Origin of the sequence: Polymorphobacter multimanifer (genome assembly GCF_014205635.1) — a bacterium.
Classification (GTDB): domain Bacteria; phylum Pseudomonadota; class Alphaproteobacteria; order Sphingomonadales; family Sphingomonadaceae; genus Sandarakinorhabdus; species Sandarakinorhabdus multimanifer.
In genome coordinates, this window is record NZ_JACIIV010000023.1 from 38,347 (window position 1) to 51,459 (window position 13,113).

The 13,113-nt window shown below is 68.3% G+C and carries 12 protein-coding genes; 6 read left to right on the forward strand and 6 right to left on the reverse strand.

Annotation, left to right across the window (positions count from 1 at the left end; all coding sequences use genetic code 11):
* Position 1: 1 nt before the first annotated feature.
* Positions 2-346, forward strand: coding sequence for a hypothetical protein (locus FHS79_RS14490; protein ID WP_184201620.1), 345 nt, complete (start codon positions 2-4; stop codon positions 344-346).
* A gap of 37 nt (positions 347-383) precedes the next feature.
* Here the strand turns inward: FHS79_RS14490 and FHS79_RS14495 are convergent, their stop codons facing one another.
* The 4 genes from FHS79_RS14495 to typA form a co-directional block, all read right to left on the reverse strand.
* A complete protein-coding gene (locus tag FHS79_RS14495; protein ID WP_184201622.1) occupies positions 384-1,031 on the reverse strand; it encodes a 2-dehydro-3-deoxy-6-phosphogalactonate aldolase in 648 nt (215 codons plus the stop codon).
* The gene (locus tag FHS79_RS14500) at positions 1,031-1,612 is read right to left on the reverse strand and encodes a urate hydroxylase PuuD (protein ID WP_184201625.1); all 582 of its coding nucleotides are present in this window, start codon (positions 1,610-1,612) and stop codon (positions 1,031-1,033) included. Before FHS79_RS14500 ends, FHS79_RS14495 begins: the two co-directional genes overlap by 1 nt.
* Positions 1,613-1,682: 70 nt before the next feature.
* Positions 1,683-2,300: a GTP cyclohydrolase I FolE gene (gene folE / locus FHS79_RS14505; protein WP_184201628.1), complete on the reverse strand. Its 618-nt coding sequence runs from the start codon at positions 2,298-2,300 to the stop codon at positions 1,683-1,685.
* Between the two features lie 147 nt (positions 2,301-2,447).
* Positions 2,448-4,286: a translational GTPase TypA gene (typA, locus tag FHS79_RS14510; protein ID WP_184201631.1), complete on the reverse strand. Its 1,839-nt coding sequence runs from the start codon at positions 4,284-4,286 to the stop codon at positions 2,448-2,450.
* A gap of 262 nt (positions 4,287-4,548) precedes the next feature.
* Between typA and FHS79_RS14515 the strand changes: the two genes are divergently transcribed.
* From FHS79_RS14515 to ftsH, 4 genes are all read left to right on the forward strand, one after another.
* Positions 4,549-5,472: a helix-turn-helix domain-containing protein gene (locus FHS79_RS14515; RefSeq protein ID WP_184201634.1), complete on the forward strand. Its 924-nt coding sequence runs from the start codon at positions 4,549-4,551 to the stop codon at positions 5,470-5,472.
* Positions 5,469-6,521 carry a tetratricopeptide repeat protein gene (locus FHS79_RS14520; RefSeq protein WP_184201637.1) on the forward strand — a complete coding sequence of 351 codons (1,053 nt, stop codon included), beginning with the start codon at positions 5,469-5,471 and terminating at the stop codon, positions 6,519-6,521. The genes FHS79_RS14515 and FHS79_RS14520 overlap by 4 nt, the downstream gene beginning before the upstream one ends.
* A 98-nt stretch (positions 6,522-6,619) precedes the next feature.
* Positions 6,620-7,495, forward strand: a complete 876-nt coding sequence (gene tilS, locus FHS79_RS14525; protein WP_184201640.1) for a tRNA lysidine(34) synthetase TilS — start codon at positions 6,620-6,622, stop codon at positions 7,493-7,495.
* A gap of 104 nt (positions 7,496-7,599) precedes the next feature.
* On the forward strand, positions 7,600-9,552 hold the full coding sequence (gene ftsH, locus FHS79_RS14530; protein WP_184201643.1) for an ATP-dependent zinc metalloprotease FtsH: 1,953 nt from the start codon (positions 7,600-7,602) through the stop codon (positions 9,550-9,552).
* Between the two features lie 260 nt (positions 9,553-9,812).
* Here the strand turns inward: ftsH and FHS79_RS14535 are convergent, their stop codons facing one another.
* Positions 9,813-11,135 carry an MFS transporter gene (locus tag FHS79_RS14535; RefSeq protein WP_184201646.1) on the reverse strand — a complete coding sequence of 441 codons (1,323 nt, stop codon included), beginning with the start codon at positions 11,133-11,135 and terminating at the stop codon, positions 9,813-9,815.
* Positions 11,136-11,202: 67 nt separating this feature from the next.
* Positions 11,203-11,694: a MarR family winged helix-turn-helix transcriptional regulator gene (locus FHS79_RS14540; RefSeq protein WP_184201649.1), complete on the reverse strand. Its 492-nt coding sequence runs from the start codon at positions 11,692-11,694 to the stop codon at positions 11,203-11,205.
* Between the two features lie 185 nt (positions 11,695-11,879).
* Here FHS79_RS14540 and FHS79_RS14545 point away from each other — a divergent pair, with 185 nt between their 5' ends.
* Complete coding sequence (locus tag FHS79_RS14545; protein ID WP_243452916.1) at positions 11,880-13,112, forward strand: efflux RND transporter periplasmic adaptor subunit; 1,233 nt, start codon at positions 11,880-11,882, stop codon at positions 13,110-13,112.
* The last annotated feature ends 1 nt before the right edge of the window (position 13,113 follow it).

The following is a 13,113-nucleotide window of genomic DNA, read 5'->3' on the forward strand; positions in this document are numbered from 1 at the left end:
CATGACAAGGCGCCGCGCCCTGTTGCTCACCGGGGTGGCGCTGTCGGCGGCCGGGGCGCTGTCGGTTGTGATGCCGCGCCGCATCGAGGCGCCCGAGGCGACGCGGATGGCCAAGGCGATGCAGGCGCAGTTCCTGCAGCGCGCCGGCGAGCCGTCCGCGCGCTTTGCGCCGGCCGAGCGCGCGATCTGGGCGGATGGCTGGGAGTTTCGCTGGCGATACCTGCCGTGTGCGGACGTCGCCAGCCTGCGCGTGTGGATCAGCCATGATGGCCGCCAGGCGCGCTATGTCGAGTTGCCGGACTGCCTGCCGGGGCCGGGGCGGGGCACGCCGGGGGTAACGGCGTAGCGGCCCCTGCCTGCCCCGCCCCGGCGACCGGCTGTTCTCAGCGCTTCAGCGCCGCCACATAGCGGGCGGCCTGTTCGGCGACGGCTTGCGTGGTGGTGCCCGGGCGGTAGAGGTTGCTGCCGAGGCCATAGCCATCCGCGCCGGCATCGCCCCAGGCGCCCATGGTGTCGGGCGTCATGCCGCCGACCGCGATGAGGGGCACGCCGCGCGGCAGCACTGCCTTCATCGCCTTGATGACGGCGGGGGTGGCGGCTTCGGCGGGGAAGAACTTGAGGCCATGGGCGCCGGCGTGGATGGCGGCGAACGCCTCGGTGGGGGTGAAGACGCCGGGCAGGCAGACCATGTCGGCATCGACGCTGGCGGCGATGACCGCGGGGTCGCAGTGCGGGGAGACAATGAGATGGCCGCCGGCGGCGGCGACGCGGCCGACCTCCTCGACCTTGGTGACGGTGCCGGCGCCGATGAGCAGGTTTTCGCCGGCCATGGCGCTGAGCCGGGTGATCGATTCATAGGGCTCGGGGGAGTTCAAGGGCACTTCGAGGATGGTGAAGCCGGCGTCGATGAGCGCGCCGCCGACCGCTTCGATCTCGTCGGGGCGAATGCCGCGCAGCACCGCGACGAGCGGGCAGGCGGCGAAGGCGGCTTCGAAACGGGCGGACGCTGAAATACTCTCTGCGGCGGTCATCAGGCGAGGGCTCCTTGCTGGGTTACCATGCAATAGAACATCGGGAAGCTGAGGACAAAGTTGATGCGGCTGCCGATCATCGCGGTTTTTGCAGCCTTGGCCTTGGTGTCGGCATCGGCATCGACGATGCCGAGCGCGCGCTTCTGGTTCGGCCAGATCACGCCCCAGACGTTGAGCATCATGATGATGCCGAGCCACATGCCGGTGCCGATGACGGCATAGCCGGGCTGGAAGGTGAGGGCGGCGCCGAGCGGATAGCCCGACAGGCCGGGGATGCCGAGGCCGAGCAGCACGGTGAAGAGCGCGGCCCAGCGGAACCAGAACAGCGCCTCGGGGGCGATGTACTTCGAGACGGCAGGCTTCAGTTCGGCGGGCACCTTGGGCATAGTCGGGATCTGCACGAAGTTGAAATAATAGAGGAGGCCGATCCACAACAGCCCGACCCACGCATGGGTTGCACGCAGCATCCAGTTGCCCCAGGCGGAGCCGAGCGACTGGCCGTGGAAGCCGAAGATGACCAGCGCCAGCAGCACCAGGCCGATGATGATGGCGCGATTGAGATTGCCGAGGATGTTGGCCATGTGATTTTGCCCCCTGAATTGCTGTCCGCTCGCCATAGCGGATTGAATCGGTCGTGTTAAGGCTTGGCGCTCAGTTGCGGCCCATCAGCGTCAGGCATTCGCGGCGCGAGCGCTCGTCGTCGCGGAACACGCCCATCATGCGGCTGGTGGTCATGGTCACGCCGGCGGTCATCACGCCGCGCGCACTCATGCAGGCGTGGCTCGCCTCGATGACGACGGCGACGCCGACCGGATCGAGATGCTCCTGGATGCAATCCGCGACTTCGGCGGTGAGCCGCTCCTGCACCTGCAGGCGCTTGGCGAAGCCCTGCAGCACGCGGGCGAGCTTGGAGATGCCGACGACGCGGTTGCGCGGCAGATAGGCGATGTGCGCCTTGCCGATGATCGGCGCCATGTGATGCTCGCAGTGCGACTGGAAGGGGATGTCGCGCAGGATGACGATCTCGTCATAGCCGCCCACTTCGGCGAAGGTGCGGCTGAGGTGGAGGCCGGGATCCTCCTCATAGCCCTTGAAATATTCGCGGTAGGCGCGTGCCACGCGGCCGGGCGTATCGTGCAGGCCTTCGCGATCGGGATCGTCTCCGGCCCAGCGGATTAGGGTGCGCACGGCATCCTCGGCTGCTGCCATCGGAATGGGCTGGAAGTCGGGCGCCGGCTTGCCGGCGTGATCGTCGTCGTCGAACACCATGGTCAGTCTCTTGCTGGCCGGATGGTCCGGCGGTCAAGGTTCCCCATTCGGTTCCCGACCGCCGGTTGGCAATGCCGATGGTGTCGCAGGCGGGTCAGCCGACCGACTTGGCCCCGCCGGCTCAGCCGGCAGATTTTGCCCGCCGGCTCAGCCGGCAGACTTGGCACGCGACGCGCGCTTGCGTTCGTTGGGATCGAGGTGGATCTTGCGCAGGCGGATGAAGTTGGGAGTGACCTCCACAAGCTCGTCCTCGTCGATATAGGCGATGGCCTGTTCGAGCGTCAGCCGCTTGGGCGGGCTGAGCTGGATGGCATCGTCCTTGCCGCTGGCGCGGAAGTTGGTGAGCGCCTTGGACTTCAGGGGATTGACCTCGAGATCGTCGTCACGAGCGTTCTCGCCGATGACCATGCCCTGGTAGACGGCTTCGCCCGGCTCGATCATCAGCACGCCGCGCGGCTGGAGATAGCCGAGTGCATAGGCCACCGCCTCGCCGCTCTCGGTGGAGATGAGCACGCCGTTGGCTCGGCCCGAGATGGGGCCCTTGTGGGGGCCGTATTTCTCGAAGAGGCGGTTCATGATGCCGGTGCCGCGCGTGTCCGAAAGGAATTCGCCATGGTAGCCGATGAGGCCGCGGGCCGGAGCCGAGAAGGTGAGGCGGGTCTTGCCGCCGCCCGAGGGGCGCATGTCGGTCATCTCGGCCTTGCGGCCGGCCATCTTCTCGACGACCGTGCCCGAATACTGCTCGTCGACGTCGATCATGACGATCTCGTACGGCTCGGTGCGCTTGCCATGGTCGTCGGTGCCGAAGATGACGCGGGGGCGGCTGATCGACAGCTCGAAGCCCTCGCGGCGCATCGTCTCGATGAGCACGCCGAGCTGCAACTCGCCGCGACCGGCGACTTCGAACGCATCCTTGGAGGCGCTTTCCGTCACCTTGATCGCGACATTGCCCTCGGCTTCACGCGCCAGACGATCACCGATCATGCGGCTCGTCACCTTGCTGCCATCACGGCCGGCATAGGGGCTGTCGTTGACGGCGAAGGTCATGGCGAGCGTGGGCGGGTCGATCGGCTGGGCGGCGAGCGGCTCGGTGACCGAAGGGTCGGCGATGGTGTCGGCGACCGTGGTCTTGGTGAGCCCGGCGATGGCGACGATATCCCCGGCGCGGGCTTCGTTGACGGGCACGCGCTCGAGGCCCTGGAAGGCCATGATCTTGGCGGCCCGGCCTTCCTCGGCGAGGCTGCCATCGGGGCTGAGCGCCTTGATCGGCATGTTGAGCTTGAGGGTGCCCGAGATGATGCGGCCGGTGAGGATGCGGCCGAGGAAATTGTCGCGATCGAGCAACGACACCAGCATGCGGAACGGCCCGTCCACATCGGCGGATGGCGGCGGCACATGCGCCACGATCGTCTCGAACAGCGGGACGAGGGTGCCGTCGCGGACATCCGACGAGCGTCCGGCATAGCCGTTGCGGCCGCTCGCGAAGATCACCGGAAAATCGAGCTGCTCGTCATTGGCTTCCAGCGTCACGAACAGGTCGAACACCTCGTCGAGGACTTCCTGGGCACGGGCATCGGGGCGATCGATCTTGTTGACGACGACGATCGGCCGGAGGCCGAGGGCCAGCGCCTTGCCGGTGACGAACTTGGTCTGCGGCATCGGGCCTTCGGCGGCATCGACGAGCAGCACCACGCCATCGACCATCGAGAGGATGCGCTCCACCTCGCCGCCGAAATCGGCGTGGCCCGGGGTGTCGACGATGTTGATGTGGGTCGTCTCGTCCTTGGCCTTGTCGGTCCATTCGATCGAGGTGCACTTGGCAAGGATGGTGATGCCGCGCTCTTTCTCGAGATCGTTCGAATCCATCGCGCGCTCGGCAACACGCTGGTTGTCGCGGAAGGTGCCGGACTGGCGGAAAAGCTGGTCGACGAGAGTGGTCTTGCCGTGATCGACGTGTGCGATGATGGCGATATTGCGCAGGGCCATGGAAGCTCCGGGGGCAGTCGTGAAAAGGATGTGCGGAATGTGAAAGCAGGCCGGAAGGCCAGCGGACGCGAGCGGCCCATAGCCTTTTTGTGGCAGCGCAACAATAGGACGCCCTTAAACAGGGTCGAACGGCACAATGACAAGCCGTGCCAGCGGCTTTCCGAATCCCTCATCCGTGCTAGAGCGGACAGCGACGCCGGGTCAGCACCGGTTAATCGAGTGATTGCGTAGATCCGATGGCTCGCAGATGAAAGGTGGCGGAATGACGCCGGCCGAAGACATGCCCTCCCCAGCCGACTTGCGGGACACCGTGGGCGGGGTGCTGGCCAATGCGCGCGTCGCCAGCGGCCGCAGCCTTGTCGACATCGCCTCCGAAACCCGGGTGCCGCTGCGGCACCTGCGGGCGCTCGAGGCCGATGAGCACGACATGCTGCCCGCTCTCCCCTACGCACAAGGGTTCGTGCGCAGCTTCGCCCGCGCGGTGAAGCTCGATCCCGAGGTGCTGGCGGCGCGTTTCCGGGCGGAAACCAGCAAGCAGCCGCATGTGCCGTCGGTCTCGACGCTCGAGCCGCTCGACGAGCGGCGGCTGCCGTCCTCCGTCCTGGTGATGGGCACGCTGGCGGCCCTGGTCGTGCTGGTGGCCGCCCTTTCGGCCTGGGGGGCCGGCGCGTTCGATGCGGCGCTCCCCGACGGCGGGGCCCCAGACAGCGGACCGGTGGTGGCGACGGTGGAGACGGAGACGGCCCCCGTCTCTTCTCCGCCTGTCCTTCAGCCCGCCACCGGCGCCGGTTACGAGCCCGGCGCGGCGGTGGCGACTGCAGCGCCGGCACCGGCGAGCGGGCAGGTGGTGATCGAGGCGACCGAGGAGGTGTGGGTGCGAATCTATGACCCGCAAACCAAGACCGTGGCGATGAGCGGCGTGATGGCGCCGGGCGAGCGCTTTCCCGTGCCCGCCGAGCCGGCGGGGTTGATGCTGTGGACCGGCAAGGCCGGGGCGCTGCGGGTGACCATCGGCGGTGCCGCGATTCCGCCGCTGGGCGGGCCGGTGCAGACGCTGCGCGCGGTGAGCCTTGCGGCGGCCGATCTGCAGGCAAGGGGTGGGGGTGTGGCTGCCGGTGCCGCGCCCGCCGCCGTTCCAGCAACCGGGTCCGCAGTGGCACCCGGCAGTGTTTCAGGAGTTGAATGATGCGTTTTGTTGCGAGTGTTCTGGTCGTTGCGGCATTGGCGGGGTCGGTGTCGGCGCCGGTGGCTGCCCAGCGGAACGATGCGCCGGCCGTGCTGACGGCTGGCGATCTGGCGCGGACCGACCGGCGGCTGAACAAGCTCGAGGGCGAGATGCGTGCGGTGCAGCGCAAGGTGTTCCCTGGGGGTGCGGCAGGGGCGATCGAGCCCGAGATCACGGCTCCGGTGGCGCCGGCGATGGGCCCTGGCGGCACGCCGGCGTCCAATCCGCTCACCGATCTCGCCCAGCGGGTCGGCGAGATGGAGCGCCAGCTCCGCACGCTCACCGGCCAGGTCGAAGCCAATGAATTCAAGGTGCGCCAGCTTGAAACCGCGATGACGCGGCTGCAGGGCGACCTGGAATTCCGCCTCGGGCGCCTCGAAGGCGGGCAGGTGGACGGGACCGGCGCGCCGCCGGCTGACCCGGGCTTCGGCCTGCAGGCCGCTGCGCCGCCGCCCGCCAGCATCGCAGGCACGCGCCCCGGCCAGATGCTGCCGCCGGTCGGCACGGCGCGCGTGCCGACTGCGCCGCCACCAGCAGCGCCGACCCCCACTGGGCCTGCCGCGACTGGGCCGACTCCCACTGGGCCTGCCGCGATCGAGGAGGCTGTTCCCAGGGGCGCCACTGCCGTGGCGGCTTGGCAGGCGGCTTATGGCAAGGCGCTGAACAAGGACTGGCCGGGCACCGAGGCGCACATGGCGGCGTTTCTTGCCAACTGGCCGCAATCGACGCGGATCCCGCAGGCGCAATATTGGCTTGGGCGCAGCTACGCCGAGCGCGCGCTGCATGCCCAGGCGGCCGATGCCTATCTCAAGGTCTACAACAAGCATCCGCGCAGCGAGCGGGCGCCCGATGCGCTGCTCGGGCTCGCCGGGGCGCTTGTCGGGATCAAGAACCCGCAGCAGGGTTGCCGGGTGCTGGGCGAGCTCGACAGCGTCTATGCCAAGACCCTGACGCCGGCGCAGCAGGCCGAGGCCAAGACGCTGCGGACGCGGGCCCGCTGCGCCGCCTGAGCCCCGACCGGCATCCGGGGAGCGCCGTCGATCTGCCGGCGGCGATCGCGGCAGCGCGCGGCTGCCCGGTAGCACCCGGCGAGACGCTGGCGGTGGCGGTGAGCGGCGGGCTGGACAGCACCGGCCTGTTGGCGCTGGCGGCAGCGGCCTTTCCCGGCCGGGTGACGGCGCTGACGGTCGATCATGGGCTGCGCGCCGATTCCGCTGCCGAGGCGGACGCCGTGGCAGCGCAATGCGCGGCGCGCGGCATTGCACATTTTACTCTACGCTGGGTGGGCACCAGGCCACGATCCGACGTGCAGGCCGCAGCACGTGTGGCGCGCTATGCGCTGATGGCCGACTGGTGCGGCGCGCACGGCGCCGCGATGCTGCTGACCGCGCACACGATGGAGGACCAGGCCGAGACGCTGCTGATGCGGCTGGCGCGCGGCAGCGGGCTTGCCGGGCTGGCGGGGGTGCGCGCCTGCCGGCCGCTGGCGCCGGGTGTGGAACTGGTGCGGCCGGTGCTCGGGGTGCGCCATGCCGACCTTCGTGCCGCGGCGGCGGGCTGGGATGTGGTGGCGGACCCCTCGAACACCGATCCGCGCTTCGACCGCACGCGGATGCGGGCGCTGCTGGCGCGCGAGGGCGAGGCGCTGCCGGCGGCAGCGCTGGCCGCCAGCGCCGCGCATCTGGCGGCAGCGGAGGCGGCACTTGCCTGGGTCGTCGACACGGCCTGGGAGGGCCGGGCGACAGTGGCGGGCGGGCGGCTGATGCTCGATGCCGCCGGGCTTCCCGAGGAGCTTCGGCGGCGGTTGCTGGTGCGCGCGCTGGCGCTGCTGGTGCCCGATGCGAGCGTGCGCGGTGCGGCGGTGATGCGGGCGATTTCGCGGCTCGACTCGGGGGTGGCGACCACGCTCGGCGGCGTCCGGATGCAGCCCGGAGCCGTATGGATTCTGCAAGGATCGGCGCCGCGACGACAAAAGCGGGGCTGATTGTGCCGTTATGACGCCAGAGGCGAGGCAGAACCGCGCAGCCGGATTGCACTGGCGCGGTTCTTCCCTATCTTGTGTTGCAGTTCCTGTGGAAAGACTCGTCGATGTCCGAAAACAACAAGCGTCCCCCCAATCCCTGGATGAAGAACCTTGGTTTGTGGTTCGTCATCCTGCTCGGGCTGGTTGTGGTGGTCAATGTCATGCAGGGGCCGTCTTCGGGCGGTGCCGGCGGTGCAAACCTTGCCTATTCGGATTTTCTGACCAAGGTCGATGATGGTTCGATCCGCTCGGCGGAAATCCGCGGCGAGGAGATTGTCGGCAAGACCTCGAACGACGAGGAATATCGCACCTATAATCCCGGCGATGCCCAGCTGATCCAGCGGCTGCGCGAAAAGAATGTGCGTTTCGACGCCAAGCCCGAGGAGAGCCGCTCGCTGCTGGCGCAGCTGTTCTTCAACATGCTGCCGTTCGTGCTGATGATCGGCATCTGGATCTTCCTGATGCGCCAGATGCAGAATGGTGCCGGTCGCGGTGCCATGGGCTTCGGCAAGAGCCGCGCCAAGCTGCTCGTGCAGAAGGAAGGCCGCGTGACCTTCGATGACGTCGCCGGCATCGACGAGGCGCGCGAGGAGCTGCAGGAGATCGTCGACTTCCTGAAGGATCCGGGCCGTTTCCATCGCCTTGGCGGCAAGATCCCCAAGGGCGCGCTGCTCGTTGGTCCTCCGGGCACCGGCAAGACCTTGCTCGCCCGCGCCATCGCTGGTGAAGCCAATGTGCCCTTCTTCTCGATTTCGGGTTCGGATTTCGTCGAGATGTTCGTCGGCGTCGGTGCGAGCCGCGTGCGCGACATGTTCGAGCAGGGCAAGAAGTCGGCGCCGTGCATCATTTTCATCGACGAAATCGACGCGGTGGGCCGCTCGCGCGGTGCCGGTCTCGGTGGCGGCAATGACGAGCGCGAGCAGACGCTGAACCAGCTGCTCGTGGAGATGGACGGCTTCGACGCCAATGAGGGCATCATCATCGTGGCGGCGACCAACCGTCCCGATGTGCTCGATCCCGCCCTGCTGCGGCCGGGCCGGTTCGATCGCCAGGTGGTGGTCGGTCGTCCCGACATCGAGGGCCGCGAGAAGATTCTCGGCGTCCACATGAAGAAGGTGCCGCTGGCGCCGGACGTGAACGCACGCACGATCGCGCGCGGCACGCCGGGCTTTTCCGGCGCCGATCTCGCCAACCTTGTCAACGAGGCGGCCCTGCTCGCTGCACGTCGCTCCAAGCGGCTGGTGTCGATGAAGGACTTCGAAGACGCCAAGGACAAGGTGCTGATGGGCGTCGAGCGCAAGACCATGGTGATGACCGACGACGAGAAGAAGATGACGGCTTATCATGAGGCCGGCCATGCCATCGTCAGCGTGCACGAGGAGGCATCGGACCCGATCCACAAGGCGACGATCATTCCGCGTGGCCGGGCGCTGGGCATGGTGATGCGCCTGCCCGAGCGGGACCAGTACAGCTATCATCGCGACAAGATGTACGCCAACCTCGCGGTGTCGATGGGTGGCCGCGTGGCCGAGGAGATCATCTTCGGGCACAACAAGGTGTCCTCGGGTGCCTCGTCGGACATCAGCTATGCCACCGATCTGGCACGCTCGATGGTCACGCAATGGGGCATGAGCGACAAGCTCGGGCCGCTGAAGTACGCCGACAACCAGGAGGAAGTCTTCCTCGGCCATTCGGTGACGCGGACGCAGAATGTGTCCGAACAGACCGCACAGATGATCGATGGCGAAGTGCGGGCGATCGTGACGCAGGGTTATGACCGCGCCAAGCAGCTGCTCTCGGACCATATCGACCAGCTGCATGCACTGGCCGGGGCGCTGCTCGAATATGAGACGCTGTCAGGTGACGAGATCAAGAAGGTCGTCGCCGGCGAGCCGATCGACCGGACGACCGGGACCGGCACCACCACCGTGCGGCCAGCATCGGGGGTGACCGCCATTCCCAAGGCCGGGCGCCGCTCGGGCGACTTCGGTGGCGAGCCGGCGGCACCGCCGGCCTGAGCCCAGGCCCGATTGCGCATGAAGGGCCGTCCGGGTGACCGGGCGGCCTTTCGCTGTTCAGGGCGGGTGGCGCATCGCCGCGTTGGCGCTGCCACAGGTGCCGCCGAAGCGGGCCATGATGTCGGCATCATGCTGCCAGCCGAGCTTCTCGTAGAGATGGATGGCGGCGGCCGACCTTGTGTTCGTGGGCGCTCAGAAGGCGCGGTTGATACGATCGGAATGCGGGGCGTGATCGTCCGGAAAATCGAGGATTTCGAGGGTTATGATGGCTCGTCGGGCCGTTGGAGGCTTTGCCGCAGGATGGGGGTTGCCAGCGTGTAGCCGAGCAGCAGCAGCAGCGCGACGGCGCCGAGCCAATAGGGCAGCTCGGGGATGAAGGTGTAGAGGCCGATGCCGATGGCCGGGCCGGCGATGTAGCAGGCACCGTTGACCGCGGTGATGACGCCGGCGGCACCGCCCTGCTCGGCGCGGCCCACGGCAAGGCTGGCGCCGGCGGTGAAGCCGGGCCTTGCGAGCCCATAGCCCAGCGTGGCGAACGCGAAGGCGACCACCAGCGCGTGGAAGCTCGGCGCCATGGCGATACCGGCGGTGCCGATGGCGGCGATGATCGTGCCCCAGCGCATGAGTGCGGGGGGCTGCAGCTGCAGGCGGGGGATGATGCCCCATTGCGCGAGCAGCGTGGCGCCGGCACCCGCCATGAAGGCAATGGCGATATTGCCCTGCGCTTCGAGGGCGTTGCCGCCGAGGCGATCGATGATGAGGAAGCCCATTGCCTGGCCGGTGGCGGCCTGCACCGACCCCGAGGCGAAGCCGAAGACCATGAAGGGCAGGATGCGGGCATCGCGCCAGGCCAGCCTTGTGCCGCGCCCGGCGGTGGCGGCGGCGAGGCTCGCACCGCTGGCGCCGCCGCTGACCAGCGGCTCGGAGGACGGAGTGCCGGCGGCGGGGTTTGCGATGAATTGCGTCGGGTCATCGTCGGGAAGCACCCGTGCGACCGCGACGAGCACGACGATCGCCATGGCCGCAAAGGCGAACATGGGGCCGGCGAGCCCGAGCGTGCCGAACACGAACAACGGCGCGATGGCGGGGCCGATGATGGTGCCGAGCCCGAAGGCCGAGGCGAGGATGGAGAGCGCGCTGGTGCGATCGGCCTCCGAGGTGCGCCCCGCGACATAGGCCTGGGAGGCGGGGTTGGAGGCCGAGCCGAAGATGCCGAAGAGCGCGCGCATGCCGGCAAACAGCCCGAAGGTGACGAGCGGGGCGATGAGGCCGATGAGCCCGGCATGGATGATGATGGCGCAGCCGAGCATCGACACGCCGAAGCCGATGACGCCGACCATGATCAGCTTGCGGCGGCCGCGAATGTCCGATTGCCGCGCCCAATAGGGGGCGCTGAAGGTCCAGAGCAGTGCCGACAGGCTGAAGATGAGCGCCACCGCCAGATCGGGGATGCCGATGACGCGGGCGATTCCGGGCAGCACCGTCTGCATCGCGGTGTTGCCGGCCGCCACCAGCAGCAGGGCTGCGAACAGCACGGCGAATTCGCGGGACGGAATCGCGTTGCGGGTGGGGGCTGCGGGCATGGAGGCTCCAGGCATGGGGGCTGCATGGGGGAGTGCCGGGCGCTTGCCAAGGCGCAAATACGAGCGGTCAGGTCGCGCGGGGACTCATCTCGTCGGCAATGCTGCTGATGATCGCGGCATAGGGTGTGAGCGCTTCGGCAAGGCGCGCCAGCGCGGCATCGTCGAGCGAGGCGAAATGATCGAGAATCGTCGAGAGCTTGCGCTCCATGACGCCGGTGACCATGACGCGCTGCTCGGGCACGAGCGAGATGGCGACCGAACGCCGGTCGGTGCAGCGCCGGATGCGGACGACAAGCCCCTGGCATTCGAGCCGATCGAGCATCGCCGTGACCGAGCCGCTGGTGAGGCCCACCGCGGCAGCGATCTCGCCCGGCGTTGAGGCTTCGTTCTCTATAAGGTGGTAAAGGCAGCGCAGGTCGGAACGGTTGATTCCGAGCGTTTCGGCCATTGCAGTGTCCACCCGGTCCATGGCGCCATGGATCAGGCGGCCGGCATCCATCACCTGCTGCAGGTGCAGCAGCTTGGCATCCTCCCCACACGTCTTGGCTTCCCCGCCCATGTCCCATCCCTCTGCGGTCAGAATTATCTTGACCGTCAAGTTTCTTTAGCGATAAGAGACCATAGCCTTGCTGCCGCCACGGGTCCAGCGCGCATCGGGGCGGTGGTCGTCAGCATGGCGATCTTGTGTGTCGTGGCGATGATCGTTCCTCGCCGGGACAAAGTTTTACGGGTGGCAGAATGAACATGATCAAGGTTCGGCGCGTGATGCGGGCGAATGTCGCGCTCGTTGCCGCAACAGTTGCGCTTGCCGCGTGCAGCGAAGCGCCGCCGCCGGCCGGACCTCCGGGCGGCGCTGCGCCGCCGGTCACGGTGGCTACCCCGCTGGTCAAGCCGATCGTCGACTGGGATGATTATGTCGGTCGCTTCGAGGCGCGGCAGAGCGTCGAGGTGCGGCCGCGCGTGTCGGGCTATGTGGCGCGCATCGCCTTTCGCGATGGCGATTTCGTCCGCGCCGGGCAGCTGCTCTATGTGATCGACCCGCGCCCGTTCGAGGCCGCCGCAGCCCAGGCACGTGCCGAAGTGGCGCGGGCCGAGGCAGGGGCGGTGCTGGCGCGCGCCAATTTCGCGCGCAGCGAGTCCTTGTTCAAGGACGAGGCAGTGAGCCGCGAGGAGAATGAGACGCTGAAGGCGCGCACCGGCGAAGCCGAGGCGGGACTGGCCGCAGCGCGCGCCACCGCCCGCGCCCGCGCACTCGACCTCGAGTTCACCCGCGTGACGGCGCCGATCTCGGGCCGGCTCTCCGATCGCCGCGTCGATGTCGGCGGTTTCGTGCAGGCCGGCGAGACGGTGCTGACCAGCGTGGTGACGCTTGATCCGATCCACTTCATCTTCACCGGCTCGGAAGCCGTCTATCTCAAATATCAGCGCGCCAACCAGGCCGGCACGCGGCCGAGCTCGCGGGTGGCGCCCAACCCGGTCGATATCCGTCTCGCCGACGAGACCGATTATCGCTGGAAGGGCCGGATGGACTTCGTCGACAATGCCATCGACCAGGGCTCGGGCACGATCCGCGGACGTGCTGTGGTGCGCAACCCCGATGGCTTCCTCACGCCGGGCATGTTCGGCCATATGCGGTTGATCGGCTCGGGCGCCTATGAGGGGATGCTGATTCCGGAAAGTGCCGTCGTGACCGACCAGACGCGCAAGCTGGCGCTGGTGGTGGACGGAAAGGGCGTGGTGTCCCCGCGCGTGCTGCAGCTGGGGCCGCTCGTCGAAGGCCTGCGCGTGGTGCGCTCGGGCCTGACGAAAACCGATCGCGTTATCATCGAGGGCGTGCAGCGCGTCCGTCCCGGCATGCAGGCGACGCCCAAGGCCGGCAGGATCGTGCCGCCGGCACCCGGCACCGGGCCGACCGCCCCCCCCGTGATCGAGCTGCCGGCCGCCGAAGGCACCACCACTTCGGCGTCGGCGAACTGAC

What these genes read in the sequence shown, in the direction of transcription:
- FHS79_RS14495 (WP_184201622.1), bottom strand. Translation starts at nt 1,031, where the DNA reads ATGACCGCCGCAGAGAGTATTTCAGCGTCCGCCCGTTTCGAAGCCGCC.
- typA (WP_184201631.1), bottom strand. Translation starts at nt 4,286, where the DNA reads ATGGCCCTGCGCAATATCGCCATCATCGCACACGTCGATCACGGCAAG.
- ftsH (WP_184201643.1), top strand. Translation starts at nt 7,600, where the DNA reads ATGTCCGAAAACAACAAGCGTCCCCCCAATCCCTGGATGAAGAACCTT.
- FHS79_RS14535 (WP_184201646.1), bottom strand. Translation starts at nt 11,135, where the DNA reads ATGCCCGCAGCCCCCACCCGCAACGCGATTCCGTCCCGCGAATTCGCC.
- folE (WP_184201628.1), bottom strand. Translation starts at nt 2,300, where the DNA reads ATGGTGTTCGACGACGACGATCACGCCGGCAAGCCGGCGCCCGACTTC.
- FHS79_RS14520 (WP_184201637.1), top strand. Translation starts at nt 5,469, where the DNA reads ATGATGCGTTTTGTTGCGAGTGTTCTGGTCGTTGCGGCATTGGCGGGG.
- FHS79_RS14515 (WP_184201634.1), top strand. Translation starts at nt 4,549, where the DNA reads ATGACGCCGGCCGAAGACATGCCCTCCCCAGCCGACTTGCGGGACACC.
- FHS79_RS14545 (WP_243452916.1), top strand. Translation starts at nt 11,880, where the DNA reads ATGATCAAGGTTCGGCGCGTGATGCGGGCGAATGTCGCGCTCGTTGCC.
- FHS79_RS14500 (WP_184201625.1), bottom strand. Translation starts at nt 1,612, where the DNA reads ATGGCCAACATCCTCGGCAATCTCAATCGCGCCATCATCATCGGCCTG.
- FHS79_RS14490 (WP_184201620.1), top strand. Translation starts at nt 2, where the DNA reads ATGACAAGGCGCCGCGCCCTGTTGCTCACCGGGGTGGCGCTGTCGGCG.
- FHS79_RS14540 (WP_184201649.1), bottom strand. Translation starts at nt 11,694, where the DNA reads ATGGGCGGGGAAGCCAAGACGTGTGGGGAGGATGCCAAGCTGCTGCAC.